The organism is Petrotoga halophila DSM 16923 (genome assembly GCF_002924615.1).
This window is the reverse complement of record NZ_JALY01000131.1, coordinates 1-13,602: the sequence shown is the minus strand read 5'-3', so window position 1 is coordinate 13,602 and position 13,602 is coordinate 1. Positions and strand designations below refer to the sequence as shown.

General features: G+C 34.8%; 12 protein-coding genes. 5 read left to right on the top strand and 7 right to left on the bottom strand.

Going from position 1 to position 13,602, the window contains the following annotated elements; genetic code table 11:
* Positions 1 to 2 precede the first annotated feature (2 nt).
* From AA81_RS06140 to AA81_RS06125, 4 genes are read left to right on the top strand one after another with little or no spacing between them, the layout of a single operon-like run.
* Positions 3 to 563, top strand: a complete 561-nt coding sequence (locus tag AA81_RS06140) for an NADH-quinone oxidoreductase subunit NuoB (protein WP_103079445.1) — start codon at positions 3 to 5, stop codon at positions 561 to 563.
* Positions 547 to 1,101: an NADH-quinone oxidoreductase subunit C gene (locus tag AA81_RS06135; protein WP_103898544.1), complete on the top strand. Its 555-nt coding sequence runs from the start codon at positions 547 to 549 to the stop codon at positions 1,099 to 1,101. The genes AA81_RS06140 and AA81_RS06135 overlap by 17 nt, the downstream gene beginning before the upstream one ends.
* Positions 1,088 to 2,197, top strand: coding sequence for an NADH-quinone oxidoreductase subunit D (locus AA81_RS06130; RefSeq protein ID WP_103079406.1), 1,110 nt, complete (start codon positions 1,088 to 1,090; stop codon positions 2,195 to 2,197). Before AA81_RS06135 ends, AA81_RS06130 begins: the two co-directional genes overlap by 14 nt.
* Positions 2,198 to 2,221: 24 nt before the next feature.
* Positions 2,222 to 4,060, top strand: a complete 1,839-nt coding sequence (locus AA81_RS06125) for an FAD-dependent oxidoreductase (protein ID WP_103079405.1) — start codon at positions 2,222 to 2,224, stop codon at positions 4,058 to 4,060.
* A 34-nt stretch (positions 4,061 to 4,094) separates the two neighbouring features.
* Here AA81_RS06125 and AA81_RS06120 read toward each other — a convergent pair whose 3' ends face one another.
* Positions 4,095 to 5,027, bottom strand: a complete 933-nt coding sequence (locus tag AA81_RS06120; RefSeq protein WP_103079404.1) for an inorganic phosphate transporter — start codon at positions 5,025 to 5,027, stop codon at positions 4,095 to 4,097.
* 264 nt (positions 5,028 to 5,291) lie between these two features.
* Between AA81_RS06120 and AA81_RS06115 the strand changes: the two genes are divergently transcribed.
* Positions 5,292 to 6,128 carry a M23 family metallopeptidase gene (locus tag AA81_RS06115; RefSeq protein WP_103079403.1) on the top strand — a complete coding sequence of 279 codons (837 nt, stop codon included), beginning with the start codon at positions 5,292 to 5,294 and terminating at the stop codon, positions 6,126 to 6,128.
* Positions 6,129 to 6,138: 10 nt separating this feature from the next.
* Here the strand turns inward: AA81_RS06115 and yqeK are convergent, their stop codons facing one another.
* The 6 genes from yqeK to AA81_RS06080 form a co-directional block, all read right to left on the bottom strand.
* Positions 6,139 to 6,711 (bottom strand): bis(5'-nucleosyl)-tetraphosphatase (symmetrical) YqeK, encoded by a 573-nt coding sequence (gene yqeK, locus AA81_RS06110; RefSeq protein WP_103079402.1) that lies wholly within the window; start codon positions 6,709 to 6,711, stop codon positions 6,139 to 6,141.
* A gap of 213 nt (positions 6,712 to 6,924) precedes the next feature.
* Positions 6,925 to 7,206: a DUF503 domain-containing protein gene (locus AA81_RS06100; protein ID WP_103079444.1), complete on the bottom strand. Its 282-nt coding sequence runs from the start codon at positions 7,204 to 7,206 to the stop codon at positions 6,925 to 6,927.
* A 10-nt stretch (positions 7,207 to 7,216) separates the two neighbouring features.
* The gene (locus tag AA81_RS06095) at positions 7,217 to 7,786 is read right to left on the bottom strand and encodes a cob(I)yrinic acid a,c-diamide adenosyltransferase (RefSeq protein WP_245863495.1); all 570 of its coding nucleotides are present in this window, start codon (positions 7,784 to 7,786) and stop codon (positions 7,217 to 7,219) included.
* 329 nt (positions 7,787 to 8,115) lie between these two features.
* On the bottom strand, positions 8,116 to 10,188 hold the full coding sequence (fusA, locus tag AA81_RS06090; protein WP_103079400.1) for an elongation factor G: 2,073 nt from the start codon (positions 10,186 to 10,188) through the stop codon (positions 8,116 to 8,118).
* 32 nt (positions 10,189 to 10,220) lie between these two features.
* Positions 10,221 to 11,912 (bottom strand): phosphodiester glycosidase family protein, encoded by a 1,692-nt coding sequence (locus tag AA81_RS06085; RefSeq protein WP_103898543.1) that lies wholly within the window; start codon positions 11,910 to 11,912, stop codon positions 10,221 to 10,223.
* A gap of 212 nt (positions 11,913 to 12,124) precedes the next feature.
* The gene (locus AA81_RS06080) at positions 12,125 to 13,450 is read right to left on the bottom strand and encodes a thymidine phosphorylase (protein WP_103079398.1); all 1,326 of its coding nucleotides are present in this window, start codon (positions 13,448 to 13,450) and stop codon (positions 12,125 to 12,127) included.
* Positions 13,451 to 13,602 lie beyond the last annotated feature (152 nt).

Sequence of the window (13,602 nt, the reverse complement as noted above, 5' to 3'; positions counted from 1 at the left end):
AGATGAACATCTTTGAAGAGGATCTAAACGATACTATAACTTTTTGGGAAAAGATAAAGAATATCTTCAGAGGTAAATCTTTATGGATGCTTCATTATTGCACAGGTTGTGGTGCTGTAGAACTTCCTCCAACCATGACGGCCAGATACGACATGGAAAGGTTGGGTATGGGACCAATGGCGACACCACGGCAAGCAGATGTTTTGCTGATAACAGGTTATCTAAGCGTTAAAACTTTAAGAAGAGTTATATACACTTATGAACAAATGATGACTCCAAAATATGTAGTAGGATTTGGGTCTTGTACTTTAAACGGAGGAATATACTATGATTCCTATGCGGTGATCAACAGGTTGGATTATTATATTCCAGTTGATCTGTACCTTGCCGGATGTATGCCAAGACCTGAGGCTATAATGAATACTTTTAAAACACTTGAAAACATGATAACAAAAGGAGAAGCCAATGGATGGAAAAAATATGTTGAGAATTACGATTGGTATCGAAATAACCAAATCCGTTCCTTAGGGGAGGTGTATGTAAAGGATGAATTCCACGAATGATGCCAAAGAGATGATAAGCATTCTTGAACAAAGTTTCGATATAAAAGATTTCACTACACCAAAGAAAAATGAAATAAGTATAGTTGTTGATCAAAATAATGTACCGACAATATTAACTTATTTAAAGGACAAAGGTTGGAAACAGTTAAGCTTGGTAACCTGCATTGATTGGATTGAAGAAAACAAATTTGAATTAGCTTATGTTTTGTTCAATTGGACAAATGGAATTACTTTTTTAGTAAAAACGAAGATAGATAGAAAAAATCCAGAGTATATAAGCATCATTGATATTTTTCCTGGAGCCAGATACTATGAAAGGGATATCCACGAATTTTTTGGTGTGAAGTTTGAAGGTAATTCAGATTTTGAAAAACCGTTGTTCTTAGAATTATGGGATGATAAACCACCTATGAGAAAAGATTTTGATCCTTTAGAGTACTCTAAGCGTAAATTTCCTGATAGGAAGTATGATGTGGAACTTTCTAAAAATGCTGTGAAAGAAGTTATAAAAGAAGGTGAAATAAATGAAAGAACTTAAATTATACTTGGGGCCAAATCATCCGGGAATGCATGGGAATTTCAGCGTACATATGTATGTTGATGGAGATACTATCGTCAGGGCGAGGCCTATGCCTGGTATGTTGCATAGAGGATTTGAAAAACTTATGGAAAGAAGACTTTGGATGAATAACCTGGCTCTCATACCAAGGATTTGCGTACCAGAACCTGACATTAATGAGATGGTTTACGCCATGGCGATAGAGGAGTTAACAGGAATTGAAGTCCCTGAAAAAGCCCATTGGATAAGGATGATAATCTTAGAGCTAGCAAGAATTGCAAACCATCTAATGTCCCTAGGAGGAATAGGAGGACCTGTTGGACTTTACACTGGGCCCAATTGGGGACTCGCAGATAGAGATCTTATATTGGATATCTTTCAAGAGATAACTGGGGCAAGAATCTATCATATGTATATAGTGCCAGGTGGTGTAAGAAAGGATTTGAGTGAAGAAACTATTGAGAAAATAAAGAGTTTTCTCGATTATTTAGAAAATCGACTTCCAGAATACGAAGATTTGATTCTCAAGAACTCCCTCTTTCAAAGAAGAACCAAAGATAAGTTGTTGTTACCTGCCGAGGTTGTTTGGGAGTTGGGTGTTACGGGAATCGGTATGAGATCGGCTGTGGGAGAAGCATACGATATTAGAAAAGTAGACCCGTATGCAAGGTATGACCAAGTAGAATTTTATGTCCCAACCGCAAACTACTCAGATGGATATACAAGGGTCTATTTCAAATACCTCGAAACCTTTCAGAGCATAAAAATAATAAGACAGGTACTTGAAAAAATGCCCAAAAAAGGTAAAGTATGGAACAAAATATCTAGTGGAAGTGCCTTAAGATGGCGTGTTCCAAAAGGTCAAGTTTACACTCATATCGAATGTACAAGAGGAGAGTATGGGTATTATATGGTTTCAGAAGGAGAAGATAAGCCTTATAGAGTTGCTGTTAGAGGAGCATCCTATCCACAAGGTTTATTGGGGGTAGAAAAATATTTGCCCGGTACGAGAATAGAGGATGCAGCGCTTTGGATGGAAACAATGGGGGTATGTCCCCCAGAAATAGATAGATAAAAAATAAAGGAAGAGGTGAATATGATGAATACACCTGAAAAAAGTTTTTTTGCTCCAGCAAGGGCCTGGAAATACCTTACTAAAAAGCCTGTTACCGTTCCTATGGAGGATATTTTAATAACACCTCGAGAGGCTTCGGATAGATATAGAGGTTTTCATATAAACGATTGGGAAAAATGTATCGGTTGCGGTACTTGTTCAAAAATATGTCCAACGGATGCTATAACTATGATAGAGTTCGAAGAACTCCCAGATGTAGAAGGTTCTAAACCAGAAAGACCCTCGATAGATTATGGAAGATGCAGCTTTTGTGGTTTGTGTGTGGATATATGTACCACTGGTTCATTACAGATGACCAAAGAATATTTACATATATCTAAAGATCCAAACACCTTCTTTTTTATCCCCACAGAGGAAGGAATCCATGGAATTAAAAAACCTTTAGGTTATGTTAGAGATGAAGATTCAGACTTACTTGACTTAGAAAGAGAAGAAATGGAAATTGATCCACCAGAAATCAGAAAAACCTCATTCATAGAGATGGTTAAAGGATTTTCAAAAGAACAAGCTGTTAGAGAAGCTTCAAGATGTGTGGGATGTAGTATTTGTGAAAAGACATGTCCAGCCCATATGAACATAGCAGATTATATAAAAGATATATATGATGACGATCTTCAAACCGGGTTGAAAGATCTTTATAAAACGAATCCTTTGCCTGCTGTATGTGGAAGAATGTGTACTCACAAATGTGAGACAGTTTGTACCATAGGTCACAGGGGAGAACCAATAGCCATCAGATGGTTGAAAAGATATATAGTGGATAACGTTCCACAGGATAAATATCCAGAAATTTTAGATCAGGAAGTTATAAAAAAGGCTAACGCTAAGGTTGCCATCGTTGGAGCCGGACCTGCCGGACTTTCTGCAGCTTATTTCTTATCTTTAATGGGATATGAAATCACTGTTTATGAGGAAAAGAACAGGCCAGGAGGTGTTCTTAATTACGGAGGACCTTCCTATAGGCTTCCAGACACCGCTTTTGAGCAGGATGTAAATTATATAAAGTCACTGGGAGTGAAGATAATAACGAATACAAAAGTTGGAAAGGATATCACTTTAGAAGAATTAAAAGCAAAAAACGATGTAATATTTGTTTCAACTGGATTCAACAAGGGTAGAAAGCTTCCCATAGAAGGATCTGACCATGAAAAAGTCTTTGACTCTTTAACAATTTTAGAAGAAATGAAAAATTATGTCAGAGGAGAAGGCCCCAAGCCATATATACCTAAATCCCTTGTGGTAATAGGAGGAGGAAATGTTGCCATGGACGTTGCAAGGTCCATGCTCAGACTCCAAAACCTAGAATATAAAAAATCCGAAGTACATGTCCTTAGTTTGGAGAGAAACTTTGATGAGATGCCTGCTGATGAAGATGAAATTGTTGAAGGTAAAGAAGAGGGGGTAATTTTCCATCCAGGATGGGGTCCTGTGAAGGTAATAGTTGAAAATGGAGAATTGAAAGGTGTGTTGTTTAGGAAATGTTTAGAAGTATTCGACGAAAATGGAAGATTCAATCCAAAATACGATGAAAGTAACACTATTACGGTGAATGCGGATATGGTTGTAATGACTGTTGGGCAGGCTCCAGATTACAGCTATCTGCCGGAAGAAATCCAAAAAAACATGAAGATAGAAAGAGGAAGGATAAAAACAAACGAGTACGGTCAAGTGGAAGGAGTACCGTGGTTATTTGCAGGTGGGGATATAGTGCATGGTCCAGATATAATTCATGGAGTTGCAGATGGGCACAAAGCGGCTCAAGGAATAGACCAATATATAATGGACAAACAGCTTTCAAAATAAAAAAATAGAGGGGAGTTTGGTACCTCCCCTCTTTTTAAGATAATAATTGAATTAGAAATAATACTGCAAGTGAAATAAGCCCAGAAATCATAGGGGTTCCTATCCAACCAAAAATTACTTTCATTATTGTGCTCGTATCAAAAGTTCTAGTACCTGTTGCTATTCCAACGCCTACAATAGCTCCTATTGTAGCCTGTGCCGCACTGACGGGGACACCAATTAAAGAGTAGATCCACAGGGTAACCCCTGCCCCTAAAATCGATACGGATGAAGAAAAATGATCCAATTCGACAATCCCTTTTCCTACTGTATACAAAACCTTCTTGTTGGTAGATAAAATTCCAACGGCTATTGATGAACCACCTATAATGAGTAAAAGGCTAGGAGTAAATAAAACGTTTGCAAATACTCCAGTAACGTTTGCAACGTTGTTAGCTCCTAATGAATAGGCACTATAACAAATGGCGATCCATGTTAGTATTTTTAAAAACCTATCTTGGGCTGTAACCCCTAAAAATTTTCTAAATATTAGGGCCAAAAGTCTATATAATATAAAAGCAAAGAGCAAGGCACCAATAGGAGTAAATATCCACGAAACGAAAATTCTTGTTAAAATGGATGAGTTGAAATCTCCTTTTAGAATACTTACACCAATCAGAGCTCCTACAACAGCTTGAGTAGCAGATGCGGGAAGCCCAATCAAACTCATGAACATCATGGTTAAAAAAGCACAAAATAAAGCTAATGACAGTAGTTCAATATTTAAATTTGTCAAAGTCCCCAAGGTATTTAATCCATTTCTACCTCCAACAACAGAACCAACAAAAACAAGAATTGCAGATATTGTAATAGCTTTTTTGTATGGAACCAATCCAGAAGCCACAGCTGGTCCAAATACATTGGAAGAATTGTTGGAGCCTAAGGACCATCCTAACAAAATAGCCGGGATCAAGTAAAATAAAATCATATTAAAAATATTCCCCCATTTTAGGAAGATTTTAAAAAATTAAAGCCCATTTTCACCATATTGGCAATCATAGGCTTTTCTCAGAAGAGATTTTTCTATTTTAGCACCTATTTTAACGAATGTCAATTATTAGAAAATCAAAAAACACGAGGAAGTTAATTTAAAAATTATTAATTTATATTTTACAGGGGAAAGATTATCGTATGATATAATAACATTGTATTGGATATTCAATCGTTGAATCATTAAGGGGGAGGACAACTTTTGGACAGTCTTAAAAGAACAGCTGTATTTTTTATTATCTCAATTTTGGCTGTAGTAGCCTTTTCGTCTTATTCTATCGTTGAACATCAAGTTCAAAGCAATGAAACATTGTATAGTATTTCAGTTAAATACAACGTATCAATTTCAACTATTTTGGATTGGAATCCTAATTTATCTCCCAACAATTTAAAAATTGGACAAGTAATATTAATCCCTCAACCAGAAGGGTATCTCTATGAAGTTAAAAAGGGAGATAATCTAACTTATATTGCTAAATTGTTTTTCACAAGCGTTTCTGATATAGTTGAAGCGAACAACCTCGATTCAACAACTATTTTTGTTAATCAAAAGCTTTTTATTCCTAAAAGTGTTGTAGGAAAAGGTTTTAATAATGAAAGGAACATAATCTGGCCGGTTTATGGTACTATTTCTTCCCTTTATGGATGGAGGGTTCATCCTATAACTAAAGAGTATTCTTTTCATAAAGGGATCGATCTTGCAGCACCTACTGGCACACCCGTTTTTTGCGTTGAAGCGGGGAAAGTAAAATTCGTTGGTGTAAACGGCGGATATGGTTTGATGGTTGAAATAGAATCTTCCAAGGATTCTTATGTTTACGGTCATCTCTCTCAAATAAATGTGTATGAAAACCAATATGTCGAAAAAGGCGAAATGATCGCAAGAGTGGGGAATACGGGTCTAAGTACCGGACCTCATCTTCATTTCGAAGTTAAAAAAGCCGATACAAGTTACGACCCCTTGGTATTTCTACCTTCTAGCAATAGAATTTATGTATTGGATAACATAGAAAACGAATATGGCTTAGGTGGAAATTAATTCTAATTCATCAAATTTGACACAGGGTGTTCCATGTTTTATATGTATCTTCTAATATGTATCTCTCTTTAGCTAATGCATAGCTTATTTTGTTTTTTATCACCAATTTGTAACCTTCATTCAAAGATATGAACGATACCTTTCTTAGTTCTTCAATGCCTTCAAAATCCCTGTCATCTCCGGCTGAATCGGAAATAACAAGCGCTTTTCCTATATCTCTCATTTTTTCATAACCGCTCGTGTGATAATATATCGCTTGGTATATATCTTCGTCAATATGGAATTTATTTGCCAAAAATTCTGCGCTTACCTTTCCGTGCAGGAGAATCGGGCGATTTTTATCGAATTTATCGAGTTGAATTTTATAAAACTGGGCCAATTTGATTAACCTGGTTGGATCTACATCTCGAAATAAATCGTGTCCTAACGCGGCGACTTCAACTTTTTCTTCTGGAAGTTTGTGGAGTTGAGCTAATTTTTTTGAGAAATTAACAACGTTGTAGATATGTTCTAATCTTTTTTTAGACTTTATAGTTATTTTTAAATACATCTTTAATTCTTCTATAATGCTGGTTAAATCCAAATTATGTCCTCCTAACTTTGAGGTAATACATTCTTTAGAACTCTAAAACTTTGTGTTGGCGGCCCTTGGCCTCGCTCCCCCCCATAAGAATAAAGCGGTTTCTCCTCCTTTGCCCCGCAGGGGTCCACACTAGGGGAGGCTTCGCCCTGTAACCCTTTAAAAATCTGATTTTAAAAAAATATTTTAAAAGTATATATTGCGGTAATTTAACCATTAAAAAATTGAGTAGTCTTCCTTTTCAATCTCTAAACCATTATTAAGTTCGATGTCATCCTCAATTTGTTCAATAAGATTTAATAAGTAATCTCTACTTTGACTTAACGACGATACGAATATTCCCATGTAATTTTTCGAGTCGTTATAATTTCCTTCTAGAGCAGATACATTGTACTTTTTTCTTAATGAGTTTATCAGTGTTTTCACTACCGATCTTTTGTCTTTCAAAGAACTGATCCCAAACAACCTAATTTTCAATTCTAATTTGATGCAGAACATTTTAATTCCCTCACCATTTTTTGAATTCAATTTTATCTTCTATGTACTCTTCAAAACGAGCTAATACGAATAACAAATCAGATAATCGATTTACATATTTTTTTAAGGGTTCCGATAACTGTTCTTTTTTATCTAAAGAGATTATTCGTCTTTCTGCTCTTCGAGCTATAGTTCTACAAATGTCTAATTTAGCAGATTGCACTGTTCTTCCAGGTATAACGAAACTATTTAAATTCAACCTGTTTTCAAATACATGAACATAGTTGGTAATTTTAAGGACATCTTCTTCTTGAATAGGATATTTATATGTTTTGCTTTTGGAAGCTAACTCTCCGGCTACTTTGAATAAATTATTTTGTACTTCGTTTATTATTTTTTTCACCTCATGAGATTTTAAATAATAATTTGCTTCTGAAAGGAATGAGTTTAATTCATCTATGGTACCGTAAGCTTCAACCCTTATGTCATCTTTTGATACTCTTTCTCCACTCCAAAGAGAAGTTTCGCCCTTATCACCTGTTTTTGTTGAAATGGACACGATATATCTCTCCTTTTTATTAGTTAATATATTGTCTAACATTAAGGGGCTTCGCCCCTTAAGAACCCCAAGTTCAAGGTCAAAATCATTTAAAAACATTGTTTGCACACTGCGGCAAACGGGGCTTCGCCCTTTAAGAACCCCAAGTTCGCATAACATCGTTTGCGTAGCAAACGAGATTTTGGAAAACATTTCTAAAGCAACACATCATTTGTTTCACAAATGAGAATATGGAAATTGTTTCTAAGGCATTATAAAGAATCATTTTGCACAAAGCTGCAAAAAAACATCGTTTACACAATGCGGCAAACTTAAAAAACCATTTTGCACAAATCAGCAAAAGCTATTTAAAAATGGGGCATAGCCCCATTTTATTTCTGTAATTCTTCTTCCCTTTTTCTTTCTTCTATTATTTTGTTTTGTATATCAGGGCTTACTTCGGCATAATGGGAAAATTTCATAGTAAAATAACCCTTTCCTGAGGATATAGAACTGAGACGAGGTGAAAAATCCAACATTTCAGCCAATGGGATTTCAGCCACTATCTTATCGTATCCTTTTCCAGCTGATTCCATTCCTAGGGGTCTTCCCCTTTTTGCTGTAACTTCACCGATAACGTCTCCAGTGTTTTCACTGGGTAAGAATATTTCAACATGCATAATTGGTTCTAAAATAACTGGGTTGTCACTTTCCATGGCTATTTTAAATGCGTGCCTTGCAGCTATTTGAAATGAAATGTCTGAAGAGTCAACTTCATGGTAAGAACCATCAAAAAGTGTAACTCTAATATCAACAACTGGAAAACCAGCTAAAACACCTTTTTTGATGGCTTCTCTAATACCTTTGTCTACAGATGGTATGAAATTTTTTGGGATAACACCTCCAACGATTTTATCAACAAATTCATAACCTTTTCCTCTTTCTAGCGGTTCAATTTCTATTTTAACGTGACCGTATTGGCCATGCCCTCCGGTTTGTTTTTTGTGTTTGTATTCGGCCTGTGTTTTACTTCTTATGGTTTCCTTGTAGGCAATTTTTGGTTTTCCTACCTCAAAATCAATACCGAAATTCTTTTTCAATTTTTCTATCATGATTTCTAAGTGAATGGTTCCCATTCCACTTATGACCGTTTCTGCGGTTTCAGAATCGAATTCCCATTTAAATGTTGGGTCTGATTCTGCAATTTTTGCTAACGATTCAGTAATTTTGTCTATTTCATTTTTAGAATTAGGGGCGATGGACTTAGATATCATTGGTTCCGGAAATTCTGGTAATTTTAACCTATTTGAAGTTTCTTCACTGGATGCGGTTTGGTTTATCTTGCTTGATTTCAGTTTAGGTATAACCAAGATATCCCCAACGCCAGCCCTTTCTACTTCTTCATTCTTATCAAATCTAGGTATATTTATATGGGAGATTTTTTCTCTTGTGGATTCTTCAACAATATAGATACTGGAACCTGGTTTTAAAGAACCGCTAATGACTCTCAGATAGGTGAGTTTTCCAACGAATGGATCTACTTCATTTTTAACGATGATACCTACAAATTGATCGTTTTCTTGAGAAGAAATCTCATTCCCTTCTTCATTGTAAAATTTTCTTTCAAGCGGTGTCATTCCGAAACTTATTAAAGCTTTTATCAATTGATCAAAACCAATATTTTTTAAGGCTGATCCAATGAATACAGGAATTATTTTATCTTCATCGTAGGCTTTATGAAGTGAGGAAATCAATTCCTCTTGGCTTAATCCTTCTTCGCCTGATTCAAAATATTTTTCCATTAGTTCTTCGTTAGTTTCAACAATATCTTCTATTATTTCAGAATGGAATCTTTCTAAATAATCTTTAGCGTTATCTGGAATTTCGCTTTGTTTAGAAGATTTGCCTGTTCCTCCTTCATATGTAAATACGTCATTTGATAAAAGATTTATAACACCTTTAAAATCTGGGCCTTCCCCTATGGGAACCTGGAAAGGAACGATTCTTATTTCGTCTTCAAAACTTTCTTTGAGTTCTTGAATTAAGTTTTCAAAGTTAACCCCTTCTTTATCCATTTGGTTTACATAAAATACGATAGGTTTATTTAATTCTCTTGCCATATTCCAAATTCTTTCTGTTGTGACTTCCACACCAGCAGAAGCGTTTATTACAATAACTACGTTGTCCACAGCGTTTAAAGCTATTTGTATATCTCCTATAAAGTCTAAAGATCCCGGTGTATCAAAAAAGTAGATCCTTGAATCATCTAAATCGAACGAGAAAATGTGGTTGGAAAAGGTTGCTCCCTTTTCTTTTTCAACTGGATCCTTGTCTAAATGTCTTTGACCTATTCTATCAGTTAAACCAAGATTTACGAGGACATCGTCCATAAGGGTAGTTTTACCGCATCCATGATGTCCAAAGAATCCTACGATCCTCTTTTTTTCAGCGTTGTATTCACTCAATGTTACCCCTCCATTCTTAATCTATTTCTTAACTACGGGATTTTTTCATAAACACTTAAAAGTACCGGAATATAATTACGTGTTTTTTCGTTTTTGAAATTTTGTATCTTTCCCTCGTAATAAACTATCGAAGAACTACCACCATCTAGCATCATTGTGACTTCAAACTCACCAATTTTAAAGAGCAGGTTTCTTGTTTCATCGTATGTAAGACCGGTTTCTGAATTATTGAGGCCTTCAATGACCATTAAATTGATATTCTGATCTTTATCTATCGCTACCACGGTTCTGGGAGCTTTACCATAAATTATTCCATTGGAGTAACTTTTTTTCTCGGCATCTAATTGTTCTTGAGTATATTTGGAATGTATTAATATGGGCCCTCCCTCTAAAAGTAAAACAGGATCGATTGATAAATTTTCGCTTTTATTAAGCGTAAAATCAACTTTTGTTCCCAAAGATATATCTTCCAGGTATTTTTCGTATTTTTTATCTACAAGTATTAATTTTTCCCCTTCAGAAGGAGCTGTTTTGCTTTTTGATATAATTCGATTATTTTCATCGATTAAGAAAAAAACATAATCCTCTTCTGTTTCAGTTATGGTTCCTTTATAATGATGAGTATATAATTTAACGTCTCCTTTCCACGTAGAATTAATGGATTTTATCCAAAAAAGTAGGTTATCAATATTTATTTGGTATTCTAGTTTAATATAGTCGATGTCTAGAAAATTTGTTCCTATAATTAATGCAGGCCGTGAATAAGAGCTCAAATGTAATAGGGTGCTATCGGATATTATATTCCCCACTGGTTCTAAGGTTTGAGGGTCAAAAAAAGAAGCGTTAACGGAAAAGATAGGATTTTTATCTTTTAAAAATGAATACACATCGGAGCGTGTTCCTAAATTATTCAGATCAACTTTTATTTGATATCTTTTTGGATCAACGATTAATTGGTAAATTTTTAACCTTTGTCCGTTTAATTCCTCGGTTCTTTCAATGTACTGAAGGCCTGTATTTTCAGATATGGTTTTATCCATATCCGTATCATGGTTCGTCGAAATAGCTTTTTCATCGATAATAATAGATAAATTTTTTCCATTTAAATTAACTTCATAGTTGAAATCACTCTTGAACTTTAAATAAGCAGTATTGTTTGAGTATGAATAGTCGAGGTTATTTGGAATACTTTCCATCGGGGCAACAGGCTTTATGCTTAATAGGTAATCTCCATCTTTTGTTATTTTCGTTAAAGTGATCGAATTGTCTGAAAGATATGAATTAAATCCAATTTCGATTTCACTTGTACTCGCATTACAGGTGGTTATTTTAGGAATTTCTGAATAGAAGAAAATAGTGTCAATATCTTTAAAACTGTTCAACTGTAAGAATATAGATAAGACATCTTCCCTTATGTATACATTTTCATCAATAATAAGTACGGAATTATTGTATTTGTCTATAAAATTTATTTTGGAGTAATAATCGTTCAAACTAATTTCTAAAACATTTTTATTGTATATTATATACATTATTCTGGAAGTGCGATTCATTACCATATTATCATATTTGGAAAGATGCTCAACATTAATATAAAAATAATCTTGATTTTTGATAGCTTCCATACTGAGAGGAGAGTTTTTTTGAGATATAAAAATAGCTTCTTCAGAAAATAAATTTATTGCTATAATTATTAGAAAGAAGAGAAAGATAAGCTTTTTCATCAATGATCCTCCGGTTGTTTGACTTTATTTAGCGCCCCTTCACCCGAGCGTTAAGGGGCAAGCCCCTTAAAAACCCCACAATCAAAATCAAAGTTTATTATAAAAAAGTTTTTTGCACAATGCTGCAAAAAAACATAGTTTGCATACTGCATCAAACACTGCCCACCCATAAGGAAGAGGGGTTTGTCCATTTACTCGGATCCGCATCCATATTAACTTTTTTCATCAGAAAACAAAACATCAAAAATTACATTTTTATTTATATTTTTAGGTCTTTCTTTGCTAATGTTGTAAGCCTCATTTAAAAGTTTTAGAGAGGCATCAACGTCACTCTTTTCGCTGATAAACAACTTGGCTATTGTCTCTCCTACTTCAACTTTATCTCCAAGCTTTTTATTAATTGTTAATCCAACACTTTTATCGATAGTATCTTCTTTTTTTTGCCTACCCGCACCTAATACCATAGAAGCTAAACCTATTTTTTCAGTGTCAATAACGGTTATGTAACCTTGCTCCTTTGCCTTGAACTCTAAAGTTTTTGGTGCTATATTAAGATATTTACTAGGATCATCAACTACTTCTTCTTTTCCGCCCTGCGCTTTTATCCATTCTTTCATTTTTTCTTTTACTATGCCATTTTCTATGTTTTCTATTAATTTTTTCTTCGCTTCTTCATAGGTTATTATACCAGATAAAGAAGCCATATGAGAAGAGATCTCTAAACATAACTCAGAAAAATCTTTAGGCCCTTTTCCTTTTATCGTATCTATTGCCTCCATTACTTCCAATGCATTACCAACGTTTTCTCCTAAAGGTTGATCCATATTGGTAATTAAGGCTATAGTATTTTTATTGTATCTTTCTGCAATCTTTAGCATGATTCTACCCAACTCTTTGGCATCTTCTATATTTTTCATGAACGCCCCTGAACCCACTTTGATATCCAATAGAATTCCGTCACTAGTTATGGCGAGCTTTTTACTCATTATACTGGAAGCTATTAAGGATAGTTCTTCAACAGTTGCGGTAGAATCTCTTAAAGAATACAACTTTTTATCTGCAGGGGCTATATTTCCAGTCTGTCCGGAGACAACAATCCCTACATTGTTCGCTATTTCAAAGAATTCTTGAGTAGTTAGAGAGGTTTTAAAACCAGGAATAGATTCAAGTTTGTCTATGGTCCCTCCGGTGTGCCCTAAGGATCTGCCTGATAATTTGGCTATTTTAACACCTAGCGAGGCAACCATAGGCGCTATTGCTATTGTTGTTTTGTCTCCAACGCCTCCCGTAGAGTGCTTGTCAATTTTTTTACCTGTAATCTTTGATAAGTCTATAATATCTCCGCTTTTAAGCATTACATCCGTAAGATTATAACTTTCTTCCTCTGATAAATGATGGAAGAATATCGCCATTAACCAGGAAGAAACTTGATAATCTGGAATAAGGTTTTCTAAATAACCTTTGATCATAAATTCTATTTCTTCTCTTGTATTTTCTTTAGCATCTCTTTTGTTTTTAATTATATCATATGCTCTCAATTTTAAGCCTCCTAAGGAAATTGTGTCAGCGCCCTGTAACCCTTTGAAAATCTAAATCTAATTTTTAAAAATTACTTTATTTCTAAAGTGTCTATTTAAAATTATTGTTTTTAGAGACTCTAAAACCTGTTTCAGCGCCCCTTCGCCCCGCT

What these genes read in the sequence shown, in the direction of transcription:
- AA81_RS06140 (WP_103079445.1), top strand. Translation starts at nt 3, where the DNA reads ATGAACATCTTTGAAGAGGATCTAAACGATACTATAACTTTTTGGGAA.
- AA81_RS06135 (WP_103898544.1), top strand. Translation starts at nt 547, where the DNA reads ATGAATTCCACGAATGATGCCAAAGAGATGATAAGCATTCTTGAACAA.
- AA81_RS06130 (WP_103079406.1), top strand. Translation starts at nt 1,088, where the DNA reads ATGAAAGAACTTAAATTATACTTGGGGCCAAATCATCCGGGAATGCAT.
- AA81_RS06125 (WP_103079405.1), top strand. Translation starts at nt 2,222, where the DNA reads ATGAATACACCTGAAAAAAGTTTTTTTGCTCCAGCAAGGGCCTGGAAA.
- AA81_RS06120 (WP_103079404.1), bottom strand. Translation starts at nt 5,027, where the DNA reads ATGATTTTATTTTACTTGATCCCGGCTATTTTGTTAGGATGGTCCTTA.
- AA81_RS06100 (WP_103079444.1), bottom strand. Translation starts at nt 7,206, where the DNA reads ATGTTCTGCATCAAATTAGAATTGAAAATTAGGTTGTTTGGGATCAGT.
- AA81_RS06095 (WP_245863495.1), bottom strand. Translation starts at nt 7,786, where the DNA reads ATGTTAGACAATATATTAACTAATAAAAAGGAGAGATATATCGTGTCC.
- AA81_RS06085 (WP_103898543.1), bottom strand. Translation starts at nt 11,912, where the DNA reads ATGAAAAAGCTTATCTTTCTCTTCTTTCTAATAATTATAGCAATAAAT.